Here is a 25542-nt window from a genome sequence, read left to right on the forward strand (position 1 = left end):
TACTAGCCTGGTAACGGCTGACTGAGTTCATCAAGTAATACAACAATATGGGAATACAGTACCCCACTATGTTCAGTTAAACCAATAGCACATGTCGCACTGTTGGTAACGCCCCGTGATACCGATTTTGGGACCTGTGCGCGCAGCGGCTGTAATGCATGTTCATTAAGCTTTGGCTCACTGAAACCTTTATCGCCGGCGAACCCGCAACAGCTAATATCGGTAGGAATGAGCACGTTGTCGCTACACGCTTTTGCCAGAGAATAAAGCATATTATGTTCACCGCGTTTAGTCGTCGAGCACGTTGTGTGTAGCATAAGCGGTGCGTCCAATTTTGTGACGATTAGCCTAGGAAGAACATCAGTTAGCAAGTATTCACTAACATCAATTACTTGCTTTGAGTGAGTGCTCGCTTTCGACACACACGCTGCGTTATCTGTAATAGCTGTTGTGTGCTCATTAGCCTCAACATGTTCTGCGGCGTGTAACCACTCTCGCTTTTTGCGTTGCGCAATATCAATTTCGCCTCTACTTTCCCACGGTTTTCCACAACAAAGGTTGTTCTTATTGGCGACAATCAATGTAATGCCGGCTTTCTTAAATAGCGAAAACATGGCTTCGCTCACCGCTTTTTCTTTCCCCGTTGCACCAAACACATGACTGCTACAGCTAGGTAAATACACAACGCGCGTCGCATTGCTTTGAGGGAGAGTATTAACGTTAGACCCGACCGTATTTTCAGCTGTAGTGACTTTATTTTCTCGTAAAAGGCGCGTAATAGAAGGGGCCGCCTTTGGCATAAAATCGCGCCATGTAGGCATAAGTCGCGATGCCGTTACCTTGCGCATTGTGTTTGTGCCAAGCCGTTGGTTTATTTGATGGCCACCAGACAGCGCAAACTTTGCAATGCGCCGAGTATCATCAAGATGCTTCGCGGCAAACCCCGATATCGCCCGAGATGGTTTTGTACTTTGCTCATATCGCAATGTGGTTACCCACTGGCCGGTATCTATACCAACCGGGCAGGTGGTAGCGCACAAGCCAGTGGCGGCGCACGAATCAAGCGCTAACGAGGTATAGCTTGCCGCGATCGCGTTTGCATCCTGTTGTTTCCGGCTATTATTGCTAAGGGTGATGTGTTTTTCCTGTCGCTTTAGCGCAATACGCTGGCGGGGGGTAAGCGTGTAATCTTTTGAAGGGCACTGGGGTTCACAAAATCCACATTCAATACAGGCGTCGACCGTGGGGTCTATAGAAGGAAGGGGCTTCAAATGCTTTAAATGGGCATTGCTATCATCGTTGATAATAACGCCAGGGTTTAAAATGCCACAAGGGTCAATGGCCTGTTTAATAAGTTGCATAATTTCAACGCCATCATCTCCCCACTGGTCGCGTAAAAACGGCGCCATATTTCGGCCGGTGCCATGCTCGGCTTTAAGGCTTCCATCGAATTGTGTAGTGACCACGTCAGACACCGCTCTCATAAAATCAGCGTAACGTGCAATATCGCTGTCGGTATTAAACCCTTGGCTAAACACAAAATGGACATTTCCGTCTAAGGCATGCCCGAAGATAATACCGTCGTCATAGTTGAAACGGGAAAAAAGCGTTTCAATAGCCGTGATGCCTTTAGCAAGTTGACTTAGGGGAAAGGCAACATCCTCAATGATAACGGTGGTGCCTGACGGACGGTTCGCTCCTACAGCAGGAAATAATCCCTTTCGAATATCCCAAAGCTGACTAATGCGTACAGGATCAGGAGTAAAATCACATAAAGGGTAGCCTTTACCCTCGTGGGTCAGCGTGTGCATAACCTGCTTTATTGTAGTGTCGACCGCATCGACGGTAGCGCCCCCAACATCAATAAGCAGCGCGACATCACCGGGCTCTGCGCCGTCGCGTGTTATGTCTTGAAGCAGCGGTGCTACGGCCTGTAATGCCCGGGCGTCCATCAATTCAACGGCATCAACATTATGTTGTTGCAGTGTCCTAATTACTCCACAGGCATCCGCTACATTATGAAACCTATACAGCGCGGTTTGTCGCGCTTTTGGCAAGGGGATGGTGTTATACGTAATATTAGTGATAAAACCTAATGTACCCTCAGAGCCTATCATTAGGTGAGATAAAATATCGATAGGATCGGTGTAGTCGAGTAGGGCATTTAGCCCATATCCCATAGTGTTTTTAATTCGGTATTGATGGCGAACCCGTTCTGCTAACGCCGTATTAGTATGCAGCGCAGCGCGTATATCAGATAGCGCATTCAGTAACGGGGCGTGAGATTGCCGAAATGCCAAAATGCTTTCGCTGCTTGATGTGTCAAGTTCACTTCCATCGGGCAGAATAATATGTATGGCGCGCAAGGTGTGATACGAATTATGTTTAACGCCGCAGCACATTCCTGACGCATTATTTGCAGCAATACCACCAATTTTACACGCATTGATAGAGGCGGGATCAGGCCCTATTTTTCGTCCAAGTGGTAGAAGGATGTTATTCGCTTTCGCACCAATAATGCCTGGTTGCAGGCTGATTGCCTCACCGTTGTCGATAACGCTATAGCGGGTCCAATCGGGCGTTAATAAAACCAATACGCTGTCTGTGATCGCTTGACCGGATAGGCTTGTGCCTGCTGCGCGAAACGTTAACGCTACCTTGTGATGGTTCGCAAGTGAAACAATGCGTTTCATCGACGCCACATTCGGTACCCTTAGCACCATAGCTGGCGTCTGAATATAAAAGCTCGCGTCGGTAGCATATGCATAGCGTTTGGCGACGTCTGTTATTACATTATCGTGTGTCAAAACGTCATAACAAGCGGCTTTAAACGAAGCAAAGTTTGCTTGGTCAGGCGTAGCGTACGTCATGAGATTACCTTATCACTAAGCTTGGTCGGTTTTCACTTGGCATCATCGTACTTTTTTGTTGAGTAAAGTAAGTACGGCGCCCGCTTCGCTTTAAATGTAGCAAGCGGCTCGCGCCACGTTTCCTTAATTGCAGATGCCGAATCGCCGTTTATCATGGCAAGTCTAAGCGCATCAGTTCCGGCAAGTTTGTCGAAAAATTGGGGCCGGGTAAAAAATACCTCATTAGCACCGATGACCGTCTGGTATGTATTTAGCAATAACATTAGGTCAAGGCCCGAGACATTCTTAGGCGTTAATAACTCGGCGTATAAGGTGTCACCGTTGTATTTTGGTGCGATGGCACCGGTATTCGGCGTCACGCTAATGCGTTTATCACCCAGCGACACGGAAGGGTGACCGATAAGCTGAAACGGTATGTCAGTGCCACGGCCTATACTTACCGACGTGCCCTCAAAAAAACATAATGTTGGGTATAACGCAATGGCATTACCATTAGGTAGATTAGGACTAGGCGGTATTGGCAACGAATAGGGCATGGTTTTGTTGTAGTGCGCGACAGGCACTACGTGTAGCAAGAGAGAATCAGCACCGTCTATCCATTGCTCGCCCTTAATCATCAGCGCCAGTTCTCCTAACGTCATACCGTGTAATACAGGAATAGGGTGCATTCCTACAAAAGACTGAAAATCAGGAGTAAGGATAGGGCCATCGGTAAATTGGCCGTTCGGATTTGGGCGGTCAAGAACGACAACGGTAATACCCTGCTCTGCCGCAGCGTCTAAAATATAGTGCAATGTGCTTAGGTATGTATAAAAGCGAACACCCACATCTTGGATATCGAATACCAACACATCAACATTTTTTAGCATGCGCGCTGTCGGCTTTTTTGTTTTTCCATAAAGAGAGTGAATAGGCAACCCGGTACGTGAATCTACATCATCTTGAACACGTTCCCCTGCACTCGCTTGCCCCCTAAAGCCATGCTCAGGAGACATAATGCTAACAACGTTGACGTCACGAGACAGCAGTGCATCAAGCAGGTGGGCTGAGTCACTTTCGCCTGTGGGTACGCGGGCGCTATGATTCACTAATAACGACACGCGCTTATCTTTCAGTAAAGGGAGGTAAGCGGAGTACTGCTGCGCGCCTACTTGAATAGGAGCGGGCAGTTGACCCGCTACGTTTGTAGTGGTGTGGCTAGTAACAGCCTGGCAACCACCCAATAGCAGGATAAGCGCTAGGGTAAGTACTCGCTGAAAAATTAGCATGCTAGCGCGTGATAATCGCATGTCTAAGGTAGCCCTTTTTCTGTTCTAGTAAATGTTCTGCTTCGTCTTTAGTGGTATTGGTCAGCACCATCAAAATCGCTAATTTTGCGTTGTTATCTGAGGCCAGCAAGGCTTGCTGCGCCGTTTGCTCATCACACTCGGTTGCAGATACGACAATACGTACAGCCCGTGCTTTAAGCTTTTCGTTGCTCGCCTTCACATCAACCATTAGGTTTTCATAGGTTTTTCCAAGCTTTATCATTGTGGCTGTGCTTATCATATTAAGAATAAGTTTTTGTGCAGTACCGGCCTTCATACGTGTTGAGCCTGTTAGCGCTTCAGGGCCAACAACAGGGCAAATAGCATACTTTGCATGCTCGAAAATTGTCGCCTTAGGGCTACATGCAATTGCAGCGGTGGCACAGCCACATTGTTGGGCATAGCGTAACGCACCAGACACATAAGGCGTTCTGCCGCTAGCTGAAAGGCCTACTACCGTATCGGTATGTGACAGCGACAGCGCACGTAAGTCGGCTTCGCCAGCTGCACTATCATCTTCAGCGCCCTCTACGGCATGTTGAATGGCGGTTTCGCCACCTGCAATTACCCCAACCACAACCCCATCGGGCACACTAAAAGTAGGGCGGCATTCTGCTGCATCCAATATTCCTAAACGGCCACTTGTGCCAGCACCAGTATAAATAAGCCGTCCGCCGCGTGCGATGCTGTCTGCGGCAGCCTCTACAACCTTGGCAATAATTGGAATCTGCTGTGCCACGCAAGGGGCAACGTTGCTGTCTTCATGGTTTATGCGTGCAAGCATGCCCTCCGTTGATAGGGTGTCGATATCCATCGTGTTAGGGTTTCGTCCCTCAGACACGATGTGGGCTAAATCTTTGATAAGGTGCGGAACTATCGGCGAAGTAGGTGATGACATATTGACCCTTTGAGAAAACGCGTATGGCAAATAGTATTATGTTGCGCGTGTAATTAATACCGTACCGTTTAGATAGGCTAACTATAACAAAATATAGGTGGTGAACAGCGGACATAAAATTGATCAAGTTGAATTTGTTCCTTGGAAACTCATGATACAATCTGAAAAAGAAGCTTCATTACGGGTAAATATTTCTTCGTGAGTCGACAAACACAAGCCATCATTCACGCTGATGCGCTACTGAACAATTTCAAAGCATTAGCATCACTGTCTGCTACTAGCCAGTGTATGGCTGTTGTAAAAGCGGATGCATACGGCCATGGCGCAGTGAATGTCGCACGTATACTTCAACATGTCTCGCCGCGTTTTGCCGTTGCCATTATCGAAGAAGCCATTGCACTTCGCGATGCGGGTGTAAAAGCGCCAATTGTGGTGCTTGAAGGGGCGCATCAGGCAAAAGAATGCGCGATGGCTAAAATACACGACTGTATTTTAGTTATGCATAATGAGCAGCAGTTAGAGTGGATGCAGGCATGTCCTGCCCATGCCAGACCGCATATTTGGTTGAAGGTCGACAGTGGTATGCACCGGTTAGGGTTTGCACTTAACGGTTTTCAAGAAATAGTAAAACGCTATCAAGACGTACTAACGTCTGAGACGGTTATCACCACACATTTTGCCTGTGCTGATGACATTGATAACCCGTTCACACAACAACAAATTGACCTCTTCACCCGTGTTGTCGCCCCGCTGGATATGCCGGTAAGTTTAGCGAATTCACCCGCCACGTTATTGTGGCCAGAAAGCCGTGCAGCCTACAATCGCTTAGGTGTAGCAGTGTACGGCAGTGCTCCTGTAAGCAGTAACCTAAGTTTATCCCCGGCAATGACCCTGCGCTCAAGCGTGATAGCGCTGCGCGAGATACCCGCAGGTGAAGGGGTAGGCTATGGTCAAGCGTGGCGAGCATCAACCCCTAGCACCATCGCCACCGTTGGAATAGGTTATGCTGATGGATATCCCCGCCACTGTCCTAACGGTACGCCGGTGGCAATTAATGGCGTGCGTGCTCCCCTCGTTGGTCGCGTATCTATGGATATGATCACCATTGATGTAACGCATATCCCACACGTGCGTATTGGTGATAGGGTTGAACTATGGGGTGAACAGGTTGCTATTTCTGAGGTTGCAGAAGCGGCGGATACGATTGATTATGAGCTAATGACCCGCGTGTCGGCAAGGGTACCGCGTATTGTGAAGTACTTATAAAACGAAGTTATTTGGCATGCCGTTTACCGTCTACCCCCGTTTAAATAATTACATACTATTCATCGAAAGAATGAGGTAGTTTACCAGTAAATAGGCGTATACTGACTACTCACAAACACTATATGGCAGTGAATTTTTCATTATCGAGGTGTTTGCGTTACACGTAAGTGAGGTTTGTATGCGTACTTCGTATTCTCGACCAAGAATGAATCGTGGGGCAGTAAGTCGACCGACAAAACCAGCGCCTAAAAAGCCTTAATGGTGCGTGGTTAGTTGCAAAGCAATACGGTGATAGCCAGTAGTTTTTCAAAAGCCCGGTGTCTGAAAACACCGGGCTTTTTTCGTTTATGAGTTCTGTGGCTGTAAGTCAGTTGTGATTGCGTGTTCATTGTGCTCGTTATCGTTTTCACTCACCGCAGGGAAGTAACGTTCTGGGCGATGATTTAGTGAAATCACCATATTTAAAAAGAACGCGGCAAGGATAGAGATAAGCACTAAATGCCCCGCAATAAAAGACAGTGCCGTTAGCAAAATAATGCTATCAACGGTTAACTGAAAGGTGCCTGCTCGAATATTAAATTTGCTTTGAAGGAAGAAGGCCAAAATACCCACACCACCAAGGCTAGAGCTATGCCTGAACATAATAAGCATACCAACGCCTATTAAAATGCCACCGAAAATAGCAGTGAAAATAGGGTTCATGTGGCTTATATCAACGAATGCGGGAATTTGCTCTGTTAATACCGATACGGTCGTAACAGATATGAACGTATTTAAGGTAAATCGTTTGCTAATTTGTGTCCACGCCAAGGCATAGAACGGTATGTTGATTAAAAAGAAGATTAACCCAAATTCCATATCAAACGCATACGAGCCTAACAAGGCGAGCCCGGCAGCGCCGCCAACCATTAAGTCTTGCGATTGAAAAAGAAATACGCCAAACGCAACAAAAAGGCCTGCGCTCACTAAGGCAAAAATATCCTCAATGACACTGTGTTTTGTGTTTTGCATAGTAAAGAAAAACCGTTAAGAAGACACGGCGAGAGTATACGTTTACACACACTTACATAACAGGGAGCAAGCTGAGAAATACAGGCGCATAAAAACATGATGGTACGTCATGCTTTACGAGTTTTATGACTTCCGTGAATAGGCTGTTGCGAACATGTAAACGCTGCACCAAAGTGAAACAAAATGACTAAGTTGCTGGTGGTGCGAGCGGGCTACTCAATGGCAGAATACATAATCATCCCGCGTTTATTAAACGTTACTCTGCATGTCATCATCCCAAAATCGAGAGGGGTATACGCCACAATACTAGAACCGTTTGCAGCGATGTGCGTGTCCCATGTTAACAGCTCAGTGCGCTCAAGCTGCTTTTGCGTGCCTTGTTTGGATATGCCAGGAGGCAATTTGTCGCACAGCAACATAACCTCACGGCGGGCCTCCACCCAATAGAAAAAATAGGTAATAAGCAAAGCAATGGCAGCGATAGCGATAATATCGTTAACGATGGAGCGTTTCATTTCGCGCAAACTTTCTCCTGTACAGTTCAGTAGATGTTAAAGCGTTACAATAAGGGGCTTTGGTAGTGCTTTGCAACCTCACTCAACGGTAAAAATACAGCCCATACCGCAAAAATAGTAAGCAAAAAAGCGAGGGGCTAATCGTTAAAAAAGCTTTCACCTTTGGGTAACTTCCCTATAATCGCCTGCTTTGCAATTTCAAAACCGATAGGTTGTTAACTTGAGTGTTATGCGTATTTTAAGTGCCACGTTTTTCTTACTATGCCTGCTTATTATAAGCGACGACGTAGCAAGTGAATCAGTAATGGACGTTGATTTTAGTGGGTCATATCGTTTGCGTTATGAAACGCTCAATAACCCAATTTTTCCAACTACCAAAGCCGTGCGCTCGCAAAGCAACCAGCGGCTATCGTCCCGTTTATTTATTAAGGCCGATGCAACACTCAATAAACACATTGGCGTTACTGTCGAACTTGGCGACTCACGGGTTTTTCTAGATGAAAACGACCCTACGTTGTCGTCAAATCAAGTAAACACTATAGAGCCACTACAATTTTACCTTACCTATACGGCAAATGGCGATGGGGCGCTTCAATCGTGGCGCGTAGGACGTCAAGAAGTTAGTTATGGTAGTAGACGGTTACTGTCTAATACAATTTACCGTAATGCGAATAATATGTTCGATGGTGTAGTAGCTAACTGGCGAGTGCTTGATTGGAATGTGCACACGCTATATTTACAGCCGGTAAGCAGGTTGCCAACAGATAGAACCTTGGTAAGTAATAACGAAAGTGCGTTCGATAAAAGCTACCGTGAGCGAGCACTATATGGTGTGTATGCAACCACACATGACAATGCGCTTAAAGTACAAAGCTATTGGCTAAAAGAGAGTGACAGCAACACGTTAGCGACAAAGAACCGCGACTTATATACCTTGTCGGTAGATTATACTTTTGCATTTCTTGACCAATGGAAGGCCAATGTAGAAGTAATAGGGCAAACGGGGACATCGCATTTAACCAGCCAACAAGAAGACACCACGCCCATAGATGTGCGCGCGTATATGTTGTTTGGTTATGTTGGAAAACAAGTCTCCGACAACACGTTTTTGCGCGCGGAAGTAGACTATATTAGTGGTGATAATAATAGCGCCGACAGCACAATATCAGACTTTGACACATTATACGGTGTGCGTCGTTTTGATTTTGGGCCTACCGATGTTTATCAAGCAATGCCACGGCGAAATTTAGCGACTGTGGGGCTTCGTAGTATTTCAAAACCCTCGAAATCACACCATGTCATGGCGGCGTATAAAGCGATGTGGTATCAACAAACCCCAGTTGATGCAGAGCGGTTTATCGGTCACCAAGTAGAAGCGCGTTGGCGCTGGCAAGTATTACCGTCGTTGCGCTTGGCGCTAGGTGGTGCTTATTTGCATAAAGGTGAGGGATTAAAGCGTGGTGACTATACCGATAACAGCATGTTTGCGTTTACCGGCGCGCTTTATACATTCTAAATGGTAATTGTGCCCTTAAGATAGGCAACGGCATGCCCAGATATGATGACGCGCTGGTGGTTCATCTCACAATGAACAATGCCGCCACGCGCCGACGCTTGGTAACCGATAAGCGCGGTTTTTCCAAGCCGTTTAGCCCAGAATGGCGCTAAGCCAGTATGAATAGAACCTGTCACCGGATCTTCATCCCCACCATTCGCAGGCCAAAAATATCGTGAAATAAAATCATATTGGCTATTGTCGCTATGACTGGTTACTACCACATCATGTGGCGCAAGGGTCGCTAGAATAGCGTTGTCTCGATGAACGTTCTTTACATCAAGCGGGCTATTATACACCACCATATACGCTTGGTTATTCACTAACACTTCAGCAGGTGGAATAGACAGGCCTTTCAGCAAAGCGTGCGGAACGTCACTCGGTTTTAGCAAAGTAGGGCAGGTATTTGGGAAATCCATTGCCAGCATGCCCGATGCGGTTTGCGTAACCGAAAAATCACCTACGGCATCAGCAATGAAATTTATGTGATGCAATGCACTATTTCGACTAAATAATTCATACGCAGACGCAAGCGTGGCATGCCCACAAAAATCAATTTCAGTTAATGGCGAGAACCAGCGAATACGAAATTGATTTGTATCGACATTAACTAAAAACGCGGTTTCAGACAGGTTGTTTTCAGCCGCGATATTCTGCATTTGCGTATCAGCCAGCCACGAGTCCAAAATAATAACGGCCGCAGGGTTGCCTTTGAAGATAGTGTCAGTAAATGCATCAATAACCGATATCGCCAATTCCATCATCTACGCTCGCTAAATTATTTATTATGACAGTGCGCAAAGCCGCACCGGTCAGGCAGCGGCTTCACACTGTGCCTCTATTTAAGGCGTGCTATACCCAGTAATATTGCGATTGCACCACCGACCATGCCAGCCCACGCTTCAATAGGAGTATCACCACTTAATGAACGAGTGAGCTGCGCGCTCGCAGAGTCATAAACGTTATACCCCCATAGGGCCAATGCAGCACCGACAACAATAAGTACAATACCTACGATCTTATTATTCATTACGCTTCCTTATGATAAAAAACGTTATCTTACGTTAAAGCTAAAAGCGAGTAAGCAGCAGCCATTAAGTGAGGCTGCAACTCGCTAATGCTTGGGTCTTAGGGCCAATCTACCTTGTTCAACACTAAGTTGTAACGGAACGGTCGAAAGTAAACTTACGGCTTTGTTGGTGGGGTCTAACGTGTATACGGGGTTAGAAGCTAAATACCCGTTAATTAACGCCATAAACTCACCGCTTACCGGTGCAATGTTTTCTTTGTAACCGCCTGCATCAATACTGCTTGAAAGTAACGACAACGACCGCACAAAAATTGCCTTTTCTTCGCTGTCGTAATAAGGCGTGCCTTCTAATGCCAAATCGACTTTTATGGGATAACTTAAACCAAACGCGCGTAAACTGGCCGTAGCTTTTGTGCCTAGCCTAACGACATCTCTGCCTTCTGGGCCTATGGCTACCGTTAAATCATCAATATTCAAAAGCAAAGGAATGCCTGCTAATGAAGCCTGCTTTTGCAGTTTTCCAAGTTGACTGTCTAGTACCTGTTCTACTTCACGATCAGACACCGTATAAACAGAAAGCTGCGAAAGGGTGGCGCAGCCGCCAATTACCAATAATGAAAACAGAACGGCTATATACTTCATCACACTAATTCTTCTTGTCTGATTTTTCTGCTCGTCTTTTTTTCTTACGTTCGTTTTTATCCGTTACAATTTTGATTGCGTCTTCTTTTGTTAAATTCGGGTGTTTCTCGACGAGTTCGTTCACTCTGTCATCAAATTTTGCCATTGGTAAACCTCATGTGTGACGTGTAAAAGTTAATGGGCGGTGCGGTTGCTAAAACGACTCCGTGGCGGCATACCAATATAAAGTAGCGAGCACGTTTTCCTATAGCAAGGTAGAACCGCAGTTTATAACGGTTTCAGTAATGAAAATATATGGTTATTGTAAAAATGCCCATTTTTAAAGATGCTTCTTTCTAAAATGGCTTCTTGTTGGAATCCAGATTTAATTAATAGTTGCATTGATGGGGTATTGCCCGAAAATACTGAGGCAAACAAACGTACAATATGTGTATTTGAGAAAGCATACTCAGACAATTGACGAATAGCCATAGAAGTAATGCCCCTGCGCCAATGCGAACTGGCTAGCCAGTACCCTATTTCTCCCGACCTTTCATATTCGAATTCTCCGGTATTGATACCGATACACCCTACTAGCATACCATCTACCGAGATGGCTTTTATCAATTCACTGTTACTGCCTTCCTTCACCCACCAGATAGCGTCTTCTTTCGTATAGGGAAACGGGATTTTTGTCGATAGGTATTGAATAACGGTGTCGTCGTTCAAAATAGCAATCAAACGTTCTATGTCGTTTTCAGTAAAGTCGCGAAGTATCAATATTTAAGCCTTGCTTTGGCCAATTTTTAAAGGGGGCTATTCGTTAGGGTGACAGCCTATTTTTGTTTATCTTGCAGCTTTTTATGCGCGACAATCCCAACAAAGAAGATGACGAAAACGACAAGTCCAAATGTAAGCAATATATTTATCAACCAATCCATGTATATCTCCAGTGTAATGTGGGCTTTCAAGTAAGAACTGTTTTACTCACCGGTGGTATTAAATAACACTATAAGCGCTAAATGTTTGTGTTAAGCGCATAAACGTATGCTTCAATTACGTCCCCGCTTTGCATCGTTTAGTTATGCGTTGTTAGATACAGCCTTACTTTCATTACTTTCATTTACAGTCTTGTCCTTCTTCAGTGCTAATACCATGATAAAAATAGCACCCAATGGCGGTAATAGGCCACAAACAAAACCAACGACTGAAAGCAATAGCGGGGAATGACTTTTTCGTTTACCTAAAAAATACCCGATCAGTGCGCAAATAACAGCGAACGCAAAAGCAATTTGCCCAACAAAGGTAGCGTTTAAATTCATATTTAGTTTCTCTATTACGATTAGCGGCGCACATTTGGGCAAATACAACGTTTAGAACATCACGCGCCGCCTTTTTGGCGAGCGTAACTAGCGCCAGCAAAATGAAGCCCCACTAACCACATATATAGTACACGGAACGATGTACTATTCCTAAATTCCTCAGTGATTTAGGTGAGACCTGATTATCACTAAAGACTTCGTTCAGTATATAAACGGTTTAAATAAAATATTGTTGCGGCCACTATGAATCTCTTTCAGACGCTGTGAAAACTTTGCGCTCAAAAAAAAGGCAATATTTTTAGGTGCTCCGCAAGTGACTAAATAACCACCTATAACGCACCTGCTTATGTAAATTTTTCCTTCATATAACCGGTATTTTGCAACTTCTACCATGGCACAACACTTGATATATCCTCTGTACAATTAATCACATTAACTTCAATAAGAAGTCGATGGAATGGTATAGAAGTAAAAAGGAAGAACTTATGAGAAACACATTAAAAACAATCACTGGACTTGCAGCCGTTGCCTCTATTAGTGCGATGGCATCTTTCGGTGCGAACGCTCAGTCAACACAGATTGAAGCTAAAGATAGCGGTTTTTACGTTGGCGGTAATTACGGCTACCTTCGTGTAGAAGGCGAAGATGACTTCGATGACGACAAAGATGTATGGCAAGGTCTGGTAGGTTATAAATTTAACGAGTGGATCGCTATCGAAGGTGGCTATATCGATTTTGGTGATTACGGCAATGATATTGCAGGTGCCGAAACCGACGGCTATACGGCAGCGATTAAAGGTATCCTGCCATTAACTGAGCGCTTTTCACTTTACGCTAAAGCAGGTCAGCTATGGTCAGAAACAGAATATAACTTTGTTGGTGTATCACGTGATAACGACGATGAGAGTCTGTTCGTGGGGGCAGGCCTAAGTTATGCGATTACCAGTAACTTTTTAATCAATGCTGAGTATACCGTTTACGATACCGAGCTAGACGCTGATGAAGCATTCGATGACATCGATGATACCGATTTTGAAACCGATCTTAAGCAAGCTAGCATCGGTGTAGAATACCGATTCTAACGCTAAAACGTGGTAAAGCGTGAACCACTAATTTGATAAAACAAAGCCTGCTCTTTTGAGCAGGCTTTTTCTATTTTACCTCGCTATCTTTCAAACGTAACCGACACGAAATCGTCAAAAAAGATTACAAGTAACCGGCGTTTTGAAACGTATCATAGCCTGCTTGTGTTAACGCCTTTAGCTCTCGAAAGAGTGTGGTGTCTATGGCTTTGAAGTTGAAGCAAGACTTGCCTTGCATCCGTTTTTGGAGGTCTGGCGACATGGTGTCCAATAACTCTGGAAAGACGTAAACAGGCATAAGGTGGAAACTGACAAAATTCTTATTGATTTTTGTTGAGCCAAAATACATAGGCTTCTTATTTTTCATTATATGGTGAGTGTTTAGGTAGTAATTGTCGGGCTTGTCCATGACAACAACCATGGCGCTTGAATACGGAAGAAAAATTTCTTTTAAGTGATAAAATACGTCGTCTAAATTTTCCACTGTGTAAAACCTCCAAGGCTTAGGCTTAGGCTAAGCCGCGTAACGGTTCAATGATAATTACAGGCTTGCGGATAACATAACGACGTCGCGCTGCGCATCACCGAAAGCGGTGCCTTCTCCTTTAACTATGTTTGTAGAATAGTTAAAAAAACCAATTAAACACAACTGAGTGGTAAATTCCTTTCCCAATGGCTGGTTTTTCACCGCTCATCACTTACCAAAGAACATATGATACATAAAGGCCTAATGCGATATAGCCTGCAGAAATAAGGGCATTGAGCGTCCATACAAAGCCCCAATGCAAACCGGTAAAGCGATATATCGACCTTATTTTAGGGCTTAGTAGCGCAATTGTCGTAGGGATAGAGAGCAAAGCAGAGCAGCAAAACAGTGGAAACACGAGAAACATTAAAGATAGACCTGCAGCACTTGCCGATGCGCCACTTGACTCTGATGTTATCGGCAATAAAGTCCAAAACAGCAAACAAACCGCTACCAATAAAAAAAATAAGCTAAATAATTGAAGGCTTCGCATGTGACCCTTTGCATTTAACGCCCGTACAACGGGCAAGATATAGTGGTTCTAATACTAAGCAATACGAGCGAGGTAATGAGGGGTTATACATCAATTTCTACGGCCTCTGCATGAGGAAAAACTGTTTTTGCCCTTATGAAAACGTTTTGGGCCCACACTTTTCTTGGTGCATGAATATCGATCGCGTTATTACTTTTATTGAAAAGGCTTATGCAGTTGCCAGCCAATTGAACCTTTACTACCGAGGTCTTTGGCAATGTTTTACTGTCAATAGCCGAATAGTTTACGCAAATGCTATCACCTAAATCTACAAGCACCTTATCAGGTTCATAATTTCCAATTTTCATGTATCGCAATATGTCTAACACTATCACGATTGAAAAAGCACAAATCCAAAAATATAACATATCCATGACGTCACCGCTTGATTGCTAGCATACTTTGTTGTTATTTACGCATAGCCCTGACGACATTAATAATAGGCAGTAATGAAAAGAAAACGTAGATAGCGACGAACAGTAACAGGCCGACAAAAGCAAAATAAACTAACACCCCCGCCGCAATTTGTAATGCCCCTGATAATAAAAAGCTATTCCCTACGAATTTGCAAAACGCGGGTAAGTCATTAATTTTAGAAAAGTCGATGCCGTTAAGCACATCCGCTTTTTGCTTAAAGGAAAGTAGATAGCCAATGAGTAAATAGATAACACCGCTCAAACAGCTTACTGAAAGTAGTAAAAAACCTGTTTCCATGAAAAATCCTTTTTTATGGCTCACATAAACCGATTGGGTTTTATCGTTTAACGTAAACGACGAGCACCTGGTTAAATGATTTTGAAATACATAATGCTACCAACGAGTAGCACAGCTGCAACCCCTAGGAATTGCATACCTGCTAACCTATGCTGGTAAGCAATCGGTTTTACTGTGTGGTTTGTGACACCAGCAAGCGCATGTAGGCTCCTGTTATGCGTCATCCACTATACATTCAGCCACTGTCATTTCGGGTGTGGTGCTAAAATCGAGTTGTAACGTTGTTATTGCAGGCTGGCGTAGATTGTTTGATTTCGTAGGCTGCCATCTGAACTTTTTTAGTGATTTTGTTGCTGATTGTATAAATGTAGAGTCAGGGACAGCCTTAATAACTTGGATATTTTGTGCCTTCCCATCATTGTCTATGACAAATAAAAAGTCGACACAGCCGCTTATGCCTTTCCTCGCTGCATCTATGGGGTATTTCGGGTAGTCATTTTTTGAAACCGTCCACATTTCTTCAAGGGCATCTCTGTTTCCGACAAAATCAATGGGTGGCATGTCGTCTTCCTTAACGTCTGCAGTTGTGCTGCAAGCCGATAGTGCTAAGACACTGGTCAAAAAGATAATCCTTCTCATGTTTTGCTCCGTTTTTATCGTGCCGTATAGCTTATTTAATAATGGGCTTTTGACTATTGAAAAGCCTCATAATTGGTGTAGCTGGATAAGTTAACATTTATGCTGCAACAATCGCGTTGACTGGGTTTAAGAGGTAGCTAATTACACTAAGCCATTAGTTTTAATGCAATATACGGCGATAAATTTAAAAGTAATATACCTAATTTATAATTACCCAAAAACTTAAAATACATATTTGGCAACTCAGAAGCGGCGATGCCTACCATTTTACTGTGGAGGTTAATGGTAAAATTTTTAAATACGATGATAAAAAACGCTGCAAACAAATAAAACCCAGTATTTATTACCGTACACCAACCTAAAAACGTAGTCAGTTCATTTACGTTAACCATTGATTTTTTCCTTGTTATATCTTACCACTTCTTATAGCGCGTACTTCTTGCATCCGTAAGTGCTCTTCTATTGAAACAAGCACTGCAATAATTCCTGCGAACAAAAAAAGTAAAACTGACCACACAATTATTGGTAACGGTGTAATAACACTTGAAAGTGATTCGGTAAAAGATGCCCACAATGTTAGGCCTATCCCAACAATAAGTAATAAAATCGAAAAGGCAGCGGCGATTCTGGAAAACAAAAGTAATGTACTAAAGTTACGAGATTGAACAGAGGAAAATGGCTTCAATTTAAATTTCCTTATTAATTTTTTCAATATCTAGCTGACTAGCATTTATCGTAGAAATATTTGTTTGTCGTCGGTCATATATTTGTCGCATAAAAATCGAGACAAACACAAAACTCTCAGTGAGTTCATTACACCTTTCATATTTCACATTTACAATTCCATTATAGCTTTGCCTGAATAAGGCATTCAACGTTAACTAATAGGAAAGCTAACAGGGAATTTGTCTTTACACCTCTTATTAAGTGCATGGACGTTCGTCGCTTGCAAGCTGTCTAGCAGGGAAGAGGCTAATAACCGATATTTTAAAATTGAAAAATCTTAAAAACAGCGATATCTAGACATGTCGTGCTTCAGAGGGGGTTATTTTGATTAAATAGCTGCGTAATTTTTTATGTTTTAAACCTGTGAAGCTTAAATGAATAGTTATTATCTAATGTTATCCGTTTTATGGTATTGCGAGCTCTGGGCTGGTATTTGCGCCAATTCCAATCATTATCCATGAGAACGATGTTCGATATACCAAATCGCTCTATGTCATCTAAGCTGTAATCCCATCCTATCAAATCAGTGTCAAAGAAAGACTTTAATGTGTCCCACATGGTCATTTCATTATGTTCGTATACAGTAATAAGGTTATCAACGCCTATACTATGATAAAAAGCAGTTTCTCTTTTTCTCATTTTGGGTAGGTAACTAGAATAAAATGATTCGTCAGAATCTGTGGTGTCCCACTGCTTCTGCCAAGCACTTCCATGCCACATTAGAATAGAGTCTTTATGCAAGTATTTAATATTACCTGCGGGTAAAACATAATTTGCACACGAGGATAAACATAGATTTTTTATTTCTATATTTAGCTTATTGCTATGTATCCACTCACCAAGCTCCATCCCTGCACCAATTTCTCCGCCGGGACTTGAAATGACAAGTCTTTTAGGTTTTTTCTTGGCCTTTTCAAATGCTTGAAACGTCACTAAATTCGAAGACTTCGTTATCGACCCTTCGTATACTAAAACGTCATTCTGGATACCGACGAAGAAATTACTTTCTACATCATTTTTTTCAGTGCCCAACGACGTGCAGGCTACACTCCCTAAAAGAACAAAAATAAAGAGAAATTTCATCTGACATCCACCTGAAACATAACCCCTTCTTGGTTTGTCATGTACTTACTTGCGGTCAAGTAGCGCCAATGTACTCTGATCAAACTGTATTTGAATAGGTTTGCCTTCTTTATCCCACGCACCAATATGAATATGGGGATTTCGGCTGTATCCATTGTTTCCCACTTTCGCAACTATAGCACCGCGTTTGACTGTTTCTCCTTCCTCTACATCTATCTCTCGAACATGGGCTAGTAATACCGACAACCCTTCTTTAGTTTTGAAAGTTATAGAGCTTGCTCTTCCTGGCGTCATTACGCCTGGTTGATTCATAATTGGGTTTATGTGGATTTTCGTAACTGTGCAATCACATGGCGCTAGCACATTCTTCTTAAAACCAAACCAATCATCATTTTTAAAACCACTGTTTGTGAAGGAACGCTGAAATAGCCTTTTATCATCTTCATACCATCCTCCAATTACACAGTCTGTTCCTAGTGCATCACCAGCATATGTAAACTGGCCATCCCAATGCTCAGTACATGCGAATGTTTCTTTGTGGATCGCGTGAATTTTTATTGATGTATTCGCATACGATTTGAAGGTAGATAAAATCACAAGCAGAAGTAACGTGGCTTTGATACTCATTTTTCTGATCCTTAAGTGCTTAACACCCCAAGATGGAGCAATTGCACGCAAGCTATAATATGGAACGAAGTAACGGAAGTCTGCGTGTCATTGTCCCACTTACCTGGTTTGTTAGCTGCCACCTACTAGTAATGATAACGACACGAGATAATCGTAATTGCTGTATCATCTACGGCATATACCAGACGATTGCTATCATCTATTCTGCGAGACCAGAAGCCAGAAAGGTTCTCTTTAAGGGGTTCCGGTTTTCCAATTCCATCAAACGGGGAGCGCTTAACATCGGCAATTAGCTTATTAATGCGTTTCAAGGTTTTTTGGTCTTGAGTCTGCCAATAGACGTAACTATTCCAAGCTTCATCAGTCCATGATAATAGCCTGTTACTCATCAATAAGTTCTCGCTGGCTCGTTTTACCCGCTTTAAACTGTGCAATTGAGCGATTTAAGTGTTCAGCATTCGCTGGAGAACGAAGTAAATGAACAGTTTCCATAAGGCTGTTGTAGTAATCCAATGACATTACAACAGCATCTTCAGAGTCACGACGGGTAATTACAGTAGTATCCGCATCGTTAATTACATTATCCAAAACAGTTTTTAAGCCATTTCGGGCTTCGGTAAAAGAGACTATTCTCATTTTGCACCTTACTTGTACAGTATATGGGACATATTTTAGTTTAAAACTACATACATGTACAGAATGTTGTGCATGACTTTGCCTTGGCAGCTAACATTAAGCTAAGCGGACCAGTTACGTGGGACATATTGGCGAAGCCGCCCCGCGTGTATGCGTCCCAGCGAACGAAGTGAGTGTGTTGATTGAGTTGTTATGTGCGTACAATTTAAAACCTTTGACACATCCATTCTAATAAAAACAAACCCTAGCTACATAGAGGATGATATTTGTTTTAGGTAATTACTTGTTTGCCCATCGGTAACAATAGAACCACCCAACAGGCGGAATCAAGAAGTTGAGTAAGAAGGCATAAATGGCAACCAACCCGATATTGTCAGCCTTTCCTTTAGCAAATTTGATGGTAAAAAAAATTACAACTAAAGCGAAGATGAAGAGTGCTTGCCCCCAAAATGTAGCGTTTAGATTCATAAAATTCCTTATTGATGAGCTTCCTGACAAGCATATAACACCCTACTAAGGGGCAGTAATACGTAGGCTAAAACTGGGAGCGAAGCGCTGGGAGCCTACGTATTTTTGTCCCAAGGAGCGCCAGCGACTGAGTTAATGTGTTTGTTAGTTGCCGTAAATTCAATAGCTGTGCTAACATTTGTGCGCACATTTAATAAGGAGTTTAACATGGATACCCGTATTCAGTTTAGAGTAGATGAAGAAACTAAACGGCTCGCGCAGAAAATGGCTGAAAGCCAAGGACGCACTTTAAGTGACGCTTGTAGAGAGCTTACGGAAGAACTCGCTGAACAGCAACGAAAAATAATTACTCATGATCAGTGGCTTACTGAAGAGGTTAATGCTGCGTTCAGTAAATTAGAGAGTGGGCAAAGTAAGTTCGTCAGTCATGAAGAAGCGAACTTGGACATGGAAGCTCGAAAAATGAAAATTAGGAATAAAGCCAAAAAATGATCTTATGGGAAAAAAGTTCGTTAGACGATCGCGAGGCTATTTTCGAGTTTTTATACGAATTTAACCCATTAGCAGCAGAAAAAACTGATTCAATAATTGAGAAGAAAGTTGAAAACTTGAACCAGCAACCTCTTATGGGAGTGGAGAGAGAGGGTATACCGGGAAGACTGTTAATAATTCCAGAGGTTTCAATGATTGTTTCATATTTCATAAAAGACGACATTATTCACATTCTTCGAGTTTTACACCAAAAGCAAAAATTTCCTGTAGGAAGCTAACACCCCACTTAGGGGCGGAAACACATGGGCTACAATTTAGGAGCGAAGCGACGCAGCCCATGTGTTTGCGTCCCAGCCCGCGCAGCGGGAGAACTTGATTTTTTGTTATGCGCGTTTTATACCGTAGCCAAATTATACGGTGAGACATTTAAAGAGCTTTGATATTGTCTTGCTTGCCACAAATCAAATGCATTTTGCAAACGAAGCCAATGGGCCGCAGAAGGCTTACCGAAAACGAGTTCAAGACGAAGAGCCATCTCTGGGGTAATAGCCCCTTTGCCATTAAGAACTTTCGACAATGTTTTACGGCTCACATCTAAATGTTGCGCTACATCAGTAATAGTCAGTTCTAGAGCATCAATAACAAGATCTTTGAGTATCTCACCGGGATGCGCAGGTTTATGCATATTCATTAGTGATAATCCTCGTAATTAACGATTTCAACATCTCGTCCAACAAAGCGGTATGTAACTCTCCAGTTTCCACTTACCCCGACAGACCAAATATCATTTCTGTTACCTTTGAGTTTGTGCATATAAAGGCAGGGTAAATCCATGTCATCAGGTGTTTCGGCTTGATCGAGATTCGACAGAATAAGACGAAGCTTTTTTTCGTGCATTTTCTGAATTCCTGAAGTGGTTCCTTTAGCGTAAAACTTCTGAAGGCCTTTATGTATAAAACTCTTAATCATGATTTCATTGTAACCTTAAGGGTTACAGATTGCTAGCGTAATTCTCTGAGCACATTACACCCGCATAACGGGCAAAAACACGTAAGCTACAATACCGAGCGAAGCGCAGGGACCCTACGTATTTTTGTCCCAGCGAACGTAGTGAGCGAGTTTACGCGCTTGTTAAACCAACAATGATAGCCTAAAATGACCTAATTAAAGACCTTTTAGGAGACCGTTATGACGGCGAGAGTTTTGGCAGAAGTTGCTGCAAGTATTACTGAACTAAAAGCTAACCCTATGAAAGTTGCGAGTAGTGCATATGGCGATCCTGTCGCTATATTGAATAGGAATGAACCCGCATTCTATTGTGTCCCGGCTGAGATTTACGAAAAAATGATGGACCGTTTGGAGGATCTGGAGCTACTGCAGCTTGTTAAGGAAAGGCAAGGTGAAGAAAGCGTTTCGGTGAATTTGGATGACCTATAAATTAGAGTTTAAGAGAAGCGCCCTAAAAGAATGGAATAAACTAGGTAGCACTTTGCAGCAACAACTGAAAAAGAAGTTAGCAGAGAGATTAAGAACACCGCACGTAGCCCCAGATAGAGTGTTAGGTGCCGATAATGTTTATAAAATAAAATTACGTCAATCAGGATATAGGTTGGTGTATCAGGTACTTGATGACGTAGTTGTAGTTACAGTGCTTGCAGTGGGAAAACGCGAGAGAAATGAGGCTTACAAAAAAGCATTAAAGAGACTTGATGTTGAATAGGGGTTTAACTTTAAGCGAAGCGGCGCAGTTGCGTGGGGCATAATGGCGCAGCCGCCCCGCGTGTATGCGTCCCAGCGAACGAAGTGAGTGAGTTTATTGAGTTGTTAGGTACGTTTATAAACATCGGAGCGATGCCCGACTTTTATCACCTGTACTACAACCTCGTTTTCTCGGATTTCATAAATTATCCTATAAAGACCTTGCCGAATACGATACAAGTCGAGTCCACTAAGTTTAATTGCTCCATCCCTTCGCGGGTTTTCAGCTAATAAGTCAATTTTGGCGAGGATCTTTTTAACGTCCGACTTGGGAATTGCCCTAAAATCTTTTGCTACTGACTTCTTGAAAGTGACGCTATATTTTTCCATCAGCTTCCAAAGTGTTTAGCAAGTCCTCATAGGAGATTTCGGGCTCTTTGGCCCTTTGTCTTACCGCAGCCAAATCTTCTTGATCTTCTTTCATAAGGAGTCTTACTGCTTCATCAATCAGCTCTGATATTGAGGTATCTGATGATGCTGCCCGCAGTTTCAAAGCATTATGAATTGCTGGTTCGAAGTAGACGGTTGATCGTTTTGATAAAGTACTCATGAATAAGCCTCCATTAAAGTAACATTAAAACATTAAAACATTAAAACATTATAGCGTTAAAATGTCAGTTGGGCTAATTTTTACTCAAGAGTATAACACCCGCATAACGGGCAAAAATACGTAGGCTACAATACCAAGCGAAGCGCAGGGAGCCTACGTGTTTTGTCCCTAGCGAGCGCAGCGAGTGCTAATGCGTTTGTTATGCGCAATTTGCTACATCTGTAGCGCATTGCTACAATGTAATGGCGAACTATTAGGAGACATATTATGGCAACCGCGAGCGTAAGACTAGACCAAGATCTAGTTGAGAAAGCTACCATTATGGGCAAAGCTCTAAATCGAACTATGCCAAAACAGATTGAGCATTGGGCAAAGATAGGTGAAATGATGGAAGATAATCCCGATTTGCCATACGAATTCGTGAAACAGGCAATTATTTCCAAAGCGGAAAAAGAGGCAGGAAAATTGGAGCCTTACGATTTTGGTTAAGATTACCAGTGTTTTACAGACAGCTAATTTTAAGAGAGCAGTAAAGAAATTACATCAGAATCAGAAAAAAGATTTGGATAAAGCTGTAAAGGGACTAATGGACGATCCTCTTCTTGGAGAACAGAAGAAAGGCGACCTAGCCTTTCTTCGCGTGTACAAGTTCAAGATGGTCAAGCAGTTAACTTTACTTGGTTACAGCTACGAGGATGGCACTGTAATACTTGAATTGATAGCTCTTGGTTCTCATGAAAACTTTTACCGCGATGTTAAAAAGTTATTCTGACCAATTGCGTATAACACCCTAATAAGGGGCAATTACTTGTTGGCGAAAATGGCGCAGCCGCAAACGAGAAATTGTCCCAGCGAACGAAGTGAGCGAGCTTAATTTGCTTGTATGGCACCTAACGCCAGCCTAAGCGGAAATTAACAATGGGTTGAGCCAATTGAGCGCCAGCGACAGTAACCCATTGTTAATTGTCCGAGCGAGTTTACGAGCGCATTCAGGCTTTTGTTATGCAATTAGCCTAAAACTAATATTAGTTCTTTTTACTTCAAATAATCAGCAGTAATGAGACTATTGTTACTCAACTAAATATAGATGACTTTTAACATCACATTCTTCGGACTTTATGATTTTTTAGCTAAGACCGTTCCTATAAATAAAGCTAAATATATGCTGAAGTATTTGTTTTTGTATTGCCTTTCGATCGACACCTTCTCTATCCTTACACAAAAATACGCCTTTTACTTCCCTGTCTGAGTCGCATATATCAATGTATACGAAATGACCAGCCCCTTGTTCAATACCTACTAAATTCGCGCCTTTAATATGGTTTGCGTAATATTTGGAGTGCGTGCTGTAAGGCAGAAAGTCATTTTCCAAAGAGCCAATAACTAAAGCAGGAACCTTTATACTTTCTAGACTCTGTTCACTAACCGCATGGCCTAAAGCCGGATCTAAAGCAACAACAGCTGCAACTCGCTCGTCTCGCATTTTCTTTTGAAACAAACCAATTTTCGTTAACATTTCTTCAGTCATTGGTTTACGCTTACTTTGCTGACCATAGTTGCAGCCTTTATCATCCTTTGCCTTTTTTGACGCGCAATAGGCTTCCGACTTACCCGCTTCTAAATTAGCGCCTGCCATTGCTAAAGACGTAAACCCACCTGACGAATGACCAAGCATTATTACGTTGTCAGTTTTAAGTGAGGTATTAAACAGCCCCTCTTTAGATAAACTATCGATCGCAAAGCTTACATCTTGTGGGCGTTGCCAGAAGCGCATGGCCGAACTCGGATCTATATTCTCAGCCCCATAAACCCAGGACTCACCAAAATGGGCTACCCCTGCAACAACCCAGCCTTGCGAAGCTAATGCATAGCCCAGCCAGTTCATTTCGCGGGGAGAGCCAAAGGCTCCATGCGAGATAACCGCAATTCGGTGATTGTTTTGCTTCGGTGATAAGCAAATAGTAGCTTCACAAGGTTCTGCGCTACCTTGATACCAAAACTTGATTTTAGTTGGTCGATTCACGGTTTGATTTACGAAGTCGACTTCTTTGGTCTTCAGTTCTATTGCATCGCTAGTGATGGCCTGAGCACTGCTTAAATAAGTAAACAACACAAGACCAATACAGAAAAGTTTAGTTATATTTAGGTTCATAGTTCTCTCTACATATTTTTCCTTGAACATTCTATACCGCAAATATACATACATTATTTAGCCGCGCTGTGCAGAAAGTGCGTTTTGCCAGAAGAATGTCGCTTCATGCACAATGTTAAGCTTTATATCCTGCCAAACCCGTCGACTACTAGTCTTCTACTGCAAAATACAATTCTGTTTTAAGTGCTTCGGGGTCACTTTCCATAGGATTGTTCAGGTATAGCTGCACAATTTGTTGGTCTTTAAGATTGATGTTATTCGGCAAGACCCATTGAGAATAAACCTGAGAAATTGTTTGCCACATACAATCGTGTGGACCATTATGCGTGAAGCAGGCCCATCGGCCGGCACGCCATATGAAAGCTTCTAGTTTTTCATGATGCTCAGAGAGACCATCAACAAAGCCAGCAAAAAAACGGCTTTCAGTTTGTTCCCCCGCCCACGGGTTATCAACAGAGACGCCAATAGGCTGTAAGTCCTCATAACTTAAAGGGGCAGCTATATTTGATAGACGACCGTATAGCTCTCTAGCCACCGAGGAGAAAGATTGCTCATTAAACCCTTTGCCATAAAATCCGTACACTTTCCGTTTAGGTAGCGTCTTCCAAACAGGTTCCCATCTTTGATTAGTAAGCTGTTTTTTAGGTTTAAGGCTGCCAGCACGTTCGTTGTTTGGCAGTTTTCCTTGGGCTATATCGCTTGGCGTTATAGAGAAATTCTTTTTAAACGCCCTAGAAAAAGATGATGGCGAATCGTAGCCGATACTAAGAGCGACGTCGATAATATTGTGGTTTCCTTGTTTAATTAAATGCAGTGCCTTTTCAAGTTTATGCCGCTGAATAAACTCACCCAACTGGTAACCTGTCGCCGCAAAAAATATGCGGTTAAAATGGTACTTAGAAAATCCGGTATAACTTGCTAGGCCATCAAGGGTGATAGTTTGGTCGCTATTATCGTAAATATACTGACCAACTTGGTTAATGATTCTTGAATTATTGTTGCTTAAAGTATTCATCATGTATTTTTATCTTACATTCCATATGTACTTTCGGCCTGCTCGTTTGTTTACCTGTATGCATAACTTTTAAATAAGGGGCGCAGGCATGTGGGCTATAATGCGAAGCAGCCCACGTGTATGCGTCCCAGCGAACGAAGTGAGTGA

The 25542-nt window shown here is 42.9% G+C and carries 37 protein-coding genes; 10 read left to right on the forward strand and 27 right to left on the reverse strand.

Annotated features, from left to right (window positions below; translation table 11 throughout):
* Positions 1-2: 2 nt before the first annotated feature.
* Genes AC27EZ_RS08410 through murQ form a run of 3 tightly spaced genes read right to left on the reverse strand, consistent with a single transcriptional unit; the run spans position 3 to position 5075 of the window.
* On the reverse strand, positions 3-2870 hold the full coding sequence (locus AC27EZ_RS08410) for an FAD-binding and (Fe-S)-binding domain-containing protein (RefSeq protein ID WP_487134901.1): 2868 nt from the start codon (positions 2868-2870) through the stop codon (positions 3-5).
* Between the two features lie 32 nt (positions 2871-2902).
* A complete protein-coding gene (locus AC27EZ_RS08415) occupies positions 2903-4159 on the reverse strand; it encodes an exo-beta-N-acetylmuramidase NamZ family protein (RefSeq protein WP_487134902.1) in 1257 nt (418 codons plus the stop codon).
* Positions 4140-5075 (reverse strand): N-acetylmuramic acid 6-phosphate etherase, encoded by a 936-nt coding sequence (gene murQ / locus AC27EZ_RS08420; RefSeq protein WP_487134903.1) that lies wholly within the window; start codon positions 5073-5075, stop codon positions 4140-4142. Before murQ ends, AC27EZ_RS08415 begins: the two co-directional genes overlap by 20 nt.
* Positions 5076-5273: 198 nt before the next feature.
* On the opposite strand from murQ, the gene alr reads away from it, so the two are divergent.
* A complete protein-coding gene (gene alr, locus AC27EZ_RS08425) occupies positions 5274-6341 on the forward strand; it encodes an alanine racemase (RefSeq protein WP_487134904.1) in 1068 nt (355 codons plus the stop codon).
* A 345-nt stretch (positions 6342-6686) separates the two neighbouring features.
* Here alr and AC27EZ_RS08430 read toward each other — a convergent pair whose 3' ends face one another.
* Both AC27EZ_RS08430 and AC27EZ_RS08435 read right to left on the reverse strand, forming a co-directional pair.
* On the reverse strand, positions 6687-7352 hold the full coding sequence (locus AC27EZ_RS08430) for a YitT family protein (protein ID WP_487134905.1): 666 nt from the start codon (positions 7350-7352) through the stop codon (positions 6687-6689).
* Positions 7353-7564: 212 nt separating this feature from the next.
* On the reverse strand, positions 7565-7867 hold the full coding sequence (locus tag AC27EZ_RS08435; RefSeq protein WP_487134906.1) for a hypothetical protein: 303 nt from the start codon (positions 7865-7867) through the stop codon (positions 7565-7567).
* Between the two features lie 229 nt (positions 7868-8096).
* Here AC27EZ_RS08435 and AC27EZ_RS08440 point away from each other — a divergent pair, with 229 nt between their 5' ends.
* On the forward strand, positions 8097-9383 hold the full coding sequence (locus AC27EZ_RS08440) for an alginate export family protein (RefSeq protein ID WP_487134907.1): 1287 nt from the start codon (positions 8097-8099) through the stop codon (positions 9381-9383).
* Here AC27EZ_RS08440 and AC27EZ_RS08445 read toward each other — a convergent pair.
* The 6 genes from AC27EZ_RS08445 to AC27EZ_RS08470 all read right to left on the reverse strand — a co-directional run bounded on the left by AC27EZ_RS08445 (position 9380) and on the right by AC27EZ_RS08470 (position 12395).
* Complete coding sequence (locus tag AC27EZ_RS08445) at positions 9380-10183, reverse strand: PhzF family phenazine biosynthesis protein (RefSeq protein WP_487134940.1); 804 nt, start codon at positions 10181-10183, stop codon at positions 9380-9382. The genes AC27EZ_RS08440 and AC27EZ_RS08445 overlap by 4 nt on opposite strands.
* A gap of 77 nt (positions 10184-10260) precedes the next feature.
* Positions 10261-10452: a DUF3185 family protein gene (locus AC27EZ_RS08450; protein ID WP_487134908.1), complete on the reverse strand. Its 192-nt coding sequence runs from the start codon at positions 10450-10452 to the stop codon at positions 10261-10263.
* Between the two features lie 84 nt (positions 10453-10536).
* Positions 10537-11094 carry a YceB family lipoprotein gene (locus AC27EZ_RS08455; protein ID WP_487134941.1) on the reverse strand — a complete coding sequence of 186 codons (558 nt, stop codon included), beginning with the start codon at positions 11092-11094 and terminating at the stop codon, positions 10537-10539.
* Between the two features lie 4 nt (positions 11095-11098).
* The gene (locus AC27EZ_RS08460) at positions 11099-11239 is read right to left on the reverse strand and encodes a hypothetical protein (RefSeq protein WP_487134909.1); all 141 of its coding nucleotides are present in this window, start codon (positions 11237-11239) and stop codon (positions 11099-11101) included.
* A 122-nt stretch (positions 11240-11361) separates the two neighbouring features.
* Positions 11362-11856: a GNAT family N-acetyltransferase gene (locus tag AC27EZ_RS08465; protein ID WP_487134942.1), complete on the reverse strand. Its 495-nt coding sequence runs from the start codon at positions 11854-11856 to the stop codon at positions 11362-11364.
* A 299-nt stretch (positions 11857-12155) separates the two neighbouring features.
* Positions 12156-12395, reverse strand: coding sequence for a hypothetical protein (locus AC27EZ_RS08470; protein WP_487134910.1), 240 nt, complete (start codon positions 12393-12395; stop codon positions 12156-12158).
* Positions 12396-12880: 485 nt separating this feature from the next.
* Here AC27EZ_RS08470 and AC27EZ_RS08475 point away from each other — a divergent pair, with 485 nt between their 5' ends.
* Complete coding sequence (locus tag AC27EZ_RS08475) at positions 12881-13477, forward strand: porin family protein (RefSeq protein ID WP_487134911.1); 597 nt, start codon at positions 12881-12883, stop codon at positions 13475-13477.
* 124 nt (positions 13478-13601) lie between these two features.
* On the opposite strand, the gene AC27EZ_RS08480 is transcribed toward AC27EZ_RS08475, so the two are convergent.
* On the reverse strand, positions 13602-13961 hold the full coding sequence (locus AC27EZ_RS08480; RefSeq protein WP_487134912.1) for a hypothetical protein: 360 nt from the start codon (positions 13959-13961) through the stop codon (positions 13602-13604).
* A gap of 275 nt (positions 13962-14236) precedes the next feature.
* Between AC27EZ_RS08480 and AC27EZ_RS08485 the strand changes: the two genes are divergently transcribed.
* Positions 14237-14485, forward strand: coding sequence for a hypothetical protein (locus AC27EZ_RS08485; RefSeq protein WP_487134913.1), 249 nt, complete (start codon positions 14237-14239; stop codon positions 14483-14485).
* Between the two features lie 94 nt (positions 14486-14579).
* Here the strand turns inward: AC27EZ_RS08485 and AC27EZ_RS08490 are convergent, their stop codons facing one another.
* The 9 genes from AC27EZ_RS08490 to AC27EZ_RS08530 form a co-directional block, all read right to left on the reverse strand.
* Entirely contained in the window at positions 14580-14909 is a 330-nt protein-coding gene (locus AC27EZ_RS08490) for a hypothetical protein (RefSeq protein ID WP_487134914.1), read from the reverse strand.
* A 34-nt stretch (positions 14910-14943) separates the two neighbouring features.
* Positions 14944-15249 (reverse strand): hypothetical protein, encoded by a 306-nt coding sequence (locus AC27EZ_RS08495; RefSeq protein WP_487134915.1) that lies wholly within the window; start codon positions 15247-15249, stop codon positions 14944-14946.
* Between the two features lie 213 nt (positions 15250-15462).
* Positions 15463-15888, reverse strand: a complete 426-nt coding sequence (locus AC27EZ_RS08500; protein WP_487134916.1) for an energy transducer TonB — start codon at positions 15886-15888, stop codon at positions 15463-15465.
* 146 nt (positions 15889-16034) lie between these two features.
* Positions 16035-16280, reverse strand: coding sequence for a DUF6868 family protein (locus AC27EZ_RS08505; protein ID WP_487134917.1), 246 nt, complete (start codon positions 16278-16280; stop codon positions 16035-16037).
* A 14-nt stretch (positions 16281-16294) separates the two neighbouring features.
* Positions 16295-16573, reverse strand: coding sequence for a hypothetical protein (locus AC27EZ_RS08510; RefSeq protein WP_487134918.1), 279 nt, complete (start codon positions 16571-16573; stop codon positions 16295-16297).
* A gap of 389 nt (positions 16574-16962) precedes the next feature.
* Positions 16963-17697, reverse strand: coding sequence for a hypothetical protein (locus tag AC27EZ_RS08515; RefSeq protein ID WP_487134919.1), 735 nt, complete (start codon positions 17695-17697; stop codon positions 16963-16965).
* 45 nt (positions 17698-17742) lie between these two features.
* A complete protein-coding gene (locus AC27EZ_RS08520; protein ID WP_487134920.1) occupies positions 17743-18324 on the reverse strand; it encodes a M23 family metallopeptidase in 582 nt (193 codons plus the stop codon).
* Positions 18325-18449: 125 nt separating this feature from the next.
* Positions 18450-18713 carry a Txe/YoeB family addiction module toxin gene (locus AC27EZ_RS08525; protein ID WP_487134921.1) on the reverse strand — a complete coding sequence of 88 codons (264 nt, stop codon included), beginning with the start codon at positions 18711-18713 and terminating at the stop codon, positions 18450-18452.
* Positions 18706-18960, reverse strand: coding sequence for a type II toxin-antitoxin system Phd/YefM family antitoxin (locus AC27EZ_RS08530; RefSeq protein ID WP_487134922.1), 255 nt, complete (start codon positions 18958-18960; stop codon positions 18706-18708). The genes AC27EZ_RS08525 and AC27EZ_RS08530 overlap by 8 nt, the downstream gene beginning before the upstream one ends.
* A 675-nt stretch (positions 18961-19635) precedes the next feature.
* Here AC27EZ_RS08530 and AC27EZ_RS08535 point away from each other — a divergent pair.
* Entirely contained in the window at positions 19636-19920 is a 285-nt protein-coding gene (locus AC27EZ_RS08535; protein ID WP_487134923.1) for a type II toxin-antitoxin system TacA family antitoxin, read from the forward strand.
* Positions 19917-20198: a type II toxin-antitoxin system RelE/ParE family toxin gene (locus tag AC27EZ_RS08540; protein WP_487134924.1), complete on the forward strand. Its 282-nt coding sequence runs from the start codon at positions 19917-19919 to the stop codon at positions 20196-20198. The genes AC27EZ_RS08535 and AC27EZ_RS08540 overlap by 4 nt, the downstream gene beginning before the upstream one ends.
* A 116-nt stretch (positions 20199-20314) precedes the next feature.
* Here the strand turns inward: AC27EZ_RS08540 and AC27EZ_RS08545 are convergent, their stop codons facing one another.
* Positions 20315-20611, reverse strand: coding sequence for a HigA family addiction module antitoxin (locus AC27EZ_RS08545; protein ID WP_487134925.1), 297 nt, complete (start codon positions 20609-20611; stop codon positions 20315-20317).
* The gene (locus tag AC27EZ_RS08550; protein ID WP_487134926.1) at positions 20611-20889 is read right to left on the reverse strand and encodes a type II toxin-antitoxin system RelE/ParE family toxin; all 279 of its coding nucleotides are present in this window, start codon (positions 20887-20889) and stop codon (positions 20611-20613) included. Before AC27EZ_RS08550 ends, AC27EZ_RS08545 begins: the two co-directional genes overlap by 1 nt.
* A gap of 219 nt (positions 20890-21108) precedes the next feature.
* Between AC27EZ_RS08550 and AC27EZ_RS08555 the strand changes: the two genes are divergently transcribed.
* Both AC27EZ_RS08555 and AC27EZ_RS08560 read left to right on the forward strand, forming a co-directional pair.
* Positions 21109-21357: a type II toxin-antitoxin system Phd/YefM family antitoxin gene (locus AC27EZ_RS08555; RefSeq protein WP_487134927.1), complete on the forward strand. Its 249-nt coding sequence runs from the start codon at positions 21109-21111 to the stop codon at positions 21355-21357.
* A complete protein-coding gene (locus AC27EZ_RS08560; RefSeq protein ID WP_487134928.1) occupies positions 21347-21640 on the forward strand; it encodes a type II toxin-antitoxin system RelE family toxin in 294 nt (97 codons plus the stop codon). The genes AC27EZ_RS08555 and AC27EZ_RS08560 overlap by 11 nt, the downstream gene beginning before the upstream one ends.
* Before the next feature lie 104 nt (positions 21641-21744).
* Here the strand turns inward: AC27EZ_RS08560 and AC27EZ_RS08565 are convergent, their stop codons facing one another.
* Positions 21745-22008: a type II toxin-antitoxin system RelE family toxin gene (locus tag AC27EZ_RS08565; RefSeq protein ID WP_487134929.1), complete on the reverse strand. Its 264-nt coding sequence runs from the start codon at positions 22006-22008 to the stop codon at positions 21745-21747.
* Positions 21995-22228, reverse strand: a complete 234-nt coding sequence (locus AC27EZ_RS08570) for a ribbon-helix-helix domain-containing protein (RefSeq protein ID WP_012517122.1) — start codon at positions 22226-22228, stop codon at positions 21995-21997. The genes AC27EZ_RS08565 and AC27EZ_RS08570 overlap by 14 nt, the downstream gene beginning before the upstream one ends.
* A gap of 267 nt (positions 22229-22495) precedes the next feature.
* Between AC27EZ_RS08570 and AC27EZ_RS08575 the strand changes: the two genes are divergently transcribed.
* The gene (locus tag AC27EZ_RS08575; RefSeq protein ID WP_012518669.1) at positions 22496-22717 is read left to right on the forward strand and encodes a TA system antitoxin ParD family protein; all 222 of its coding nucleotides are present in this window, start codon (positions 22496-22498) and stop codon (positions 22715-22717) included.
* Complete coding sequence (locus AC27EZ_RS08580) at positions 22710-23000, forward strand: type II toxin-antitoxin system RelE/ParE family toxin (protein ID WP_487134930.1); 291 nt, start codon at positions 22710-22712, stop codon at positions 22998-23000. Before AC27EZ_RS08575 ends, AC27EZ_RS08580 begins: the two co-directional genes overlap by 8 nt.
* A 354-nt stretch (positions 23001-23354) precedes the next feature.
* Here AC27EZ_RS08580 and AC27EZ_RS08585 read toward each other — a convergent pair whose 3' ends face one another.
* Together AC27EZ_RS08585 and AC27EZ_RS08590 are read right to left on the reverse strand one after the other, a co-directional pair.
* Positions 23355-24380, reverse strand: coding sequence for an alpha/beta hydrolase family protein (locus AC27EZ_RS08585; protein ID WP_487134931.1), 1026 nt, complete (start codon positions 24378-24380; stop codon positions 23355-23357).
* A 148-nt stretch (positions 24381-24528) separates the two neighbouring features.
* The gene (locus AC27EZ_RS08590; RefSeq protein WP_487134932.1) at positions 24529-25398 is read right to left on the reverse strand and encodes a GyrI-like domain-containing protein; all 870 of its coding nucleotides are present in this window, start codon (positions 25396-25398) and stop codon (positions 24529-24531) included.
* Positions 25399-25542: the final 144 nt, after the last annotated feature.

It is taken from the genome of Alteromonas sp. 4NH20-0056 (genome assembly GCF_057539655.1).

Excerpts from the sequence above, each read along its gene's own strand:
- AC27EZ_RS08505 (WP_487134917.1), bottom strand. The coding sequence starts at position 16,280 with ATGGTTAACGTAAATGAACTGACTACGTTTTTAGGTTGGTGTACGGTA.
- AC27EZ_RS08520 (WP_487134920.1), bottom strand. The coding sequence starts at position 18,324 with ATGAGTATCAAAGCCACGTTACTTCTGCTTGTGATTTTATCTACCTTC.
- AC27EZ_RS08455 (WP_487134941.1), bottom strand. The coding sequence starts at position 11,094 with ATGAAGTATATAGCCGTTCTGTTTTCATTATTGGTAATTGGCGGCTGC.
- AC27EZ_RS08415 (WP_487134902.1), bottom strand. The coding sequence starts at position 4,159 with ATGCGATTATCACGCGCTAGCATGCTAATTTTTCAGCGAGTACTTACC.
- AC27EZ_RS08570 (WP_012517122.1), bottom strand. The coding sequence starts at position 22,228 with ATGAGTACTTTATCAAAACGATCAACCGTCTACTTCGAACCAGCAATT.
- AC27EZ_RS08450 (WP_487134908.1), bottom strand. The coding sequence starts at position 10,452 with ATGAATAATAAGATCGTAGGTATTGTACTTATTGTTGTCGGTGCTGCA.
- AC27EZ_RS08535 (WP_487134923.1), top strand. The coding sequence starts at position 19,636 with ATGGATACCCGTATTCAGTTTAGAGTAGATGAAGAAACTAAACGGCTC.
- AC27EZ_RS08550 (WP_487134926.1), bottom strand. The coding sequence starts at position 20,889 with ATGATTAAGAGTTTTATACATAAAGGCCTTCAGAAGTTTTACGCTAAA.
- AC27EZ_RS08470 (WP_487134910.1), bottom strand. The coding sequence starts at position 12,395 with ATGAATTTAAACGCTACCTTTGTTGGGCAAATTGCTTTTGCGTTCGCT.
- AC27EZ_RS08460 (WP_487134909.1), bottom strand. The coding sequence starts at position 11,239 with ATGGCAAAATTTGATGACAGAGTGAACGAACTCGTCGAGAAACACCCG.
- AC27EZ_RS08495 (WP_487134915.1), bottom strand. The coding sequence starts at position 15,249 with ATGGAAACAGGTTTTTTACTACTTTCAGTAAGCTGTTTGAGCGGTGTT.
- AC27EZ_RS08500 (WP_487134916.1), bottom strand. The coding sequence starts at position 15,888 with ATGAGAAGGATTATCTTTTTGACCAGTGTCTTAGCACTATCGGCTTGC.
- AC27EZ_RS08430 (WP_487134905.1), bottom strand. The coding sequence starts at position 7,352 with ATGCAAAACACAAAACACAGTGTCATTGAGGATATTTTTGCCTTAGTG.
- AC27EZ_RS08445 (WP_487134940.1), bottom strand. The coding sequence starts at position 10,183 with ATGGAATTGGCGATATCGGTTATTGATGCATTTACTGACACTATCTTC.
- AC27EZ_RS08565 (WP_487134929.1), bottom strand. The coding sequence starts at position 22,008 with ATGGAAAAATATAGCGTCACTTTCAAGAAGTCAGTAGCAAAAGATTTT.
- AC27EZ_RS08410 (WP_487134901.1), bottom strand. The coding sequence starts at position 2,870 with ATGACGTACGCTACGCCTGACCAAGCAAACTTTGCTTCGTTTAAAGCC.
- AC27EZ_RS08575 (WP_012518669.1), top strand. The coding sequence starts at position 22,496 with ATGGCAACCGCGAGCGTAAGACTAGACCAAGATCTAGTTGAGAAAGCT.
- AC27EZ_RS08555 (WP_487134927.1), top strand. The coding sequence starts at position 21,109 with ATGACGGCGAGAGTTTTGGCAGAAGTTGCTGCAAGTATTACTGAACTA.
- AC27EZ_RS08515 (WP_487134919.1), bottom strand. The coding sequence starts at position 17,697 with ATGAAATTTCTCTTTATTTTTGTTCTTTTAGGGAGTGTAGCCTGCACG.
- AC27EZ_RS08590 (WP_487134932.1), bottom strand. The coding sequence starts at position 25,398 with ATGATGAATACTTTAAGCAACAATAATTCAAGAATCATTAACCAAGTT.
- AC27EZ_RS08525 (WP_487134921.1), bottom strand. The coding sequence starts at position 18,713 with ATGAGTAACAGGCTATTATCATGGACTGATGAAGCTTGGAATAGTTAC.
- AC27EZ_RS08440 (WP_487134907.1), top strand. The coding sequence starts at position 8,097 with ATGCGTATTTTAAGTGCCACGTTTTTCTTACTATGCCTGCTTATTATA.
- AC27EZ_RS08530 (WP_487134922.1), bottom strand. The coding sequence starts at position 18,960 with ATGAGAATAGTCTCTTTTACCGAAGCCCGAAATGGCTTAAAAACTGTT.
- AC27EZ_RS08585 (WP_487134931.1), bottom strand. The coding sequence starts at position 24,380 with ATGAACCTAAATATAACTAAACTTTTCTGTATTGGTCTTGTGTTGTTT.
- AC27EZ_RS08435 (WP_487134906.1), bottom strand. The coding sequence starts at position 7,867 with ATGAAACGCTCCATCGTTAACGATATTATCGCTATCGCTGCCATTGCT.
- AC27EZ_RS08490 (WP_487134914.1), bottom strand. The coding sequence starts at position 14,909 with ATGGATATGTTATATTTTTGGATTTGTGCTTTTTCAATCGTGATAGTG.
- murQ (WP_487134903.1), bottom strand. The coding sequence starts at position 5,075 with ATGTCATCACCTACTTCGCCGATAGTTCCGCACCTTATCAAAGATTTA.
- AC27EZ_RS08475 (WP_487134911.1), top strand. The coding sequence starts at position 12,881 with ATGAGAAACACATTAAAAACAATCACTGGACTTGCAGCCGTTGCCTCT.
- AC27EZ_RS08560 (WP_487134928.1), top strand. The coding sequence starts at position 21,347 with ATGACCTATAAATTAGAGTTTAAGAGAAGCGCCCTAAAAGAATGGAAT.
- AC27EZ_RS08545 (WP_487134925.1), bottom strand. The coding sequence starts at position 20,611 with ATGAATATGCATAAACCTGCGCATCCCGGTGAGATACTCAAAGATCTT.
- AC27EZ_RS08540 (WP_487134924.1), top strand. The coding sequence starts at position 19,917 with ATGATCTTATGGGAAAAAAGTTCGTTAGACGATCGCGAGGCTATTTTC.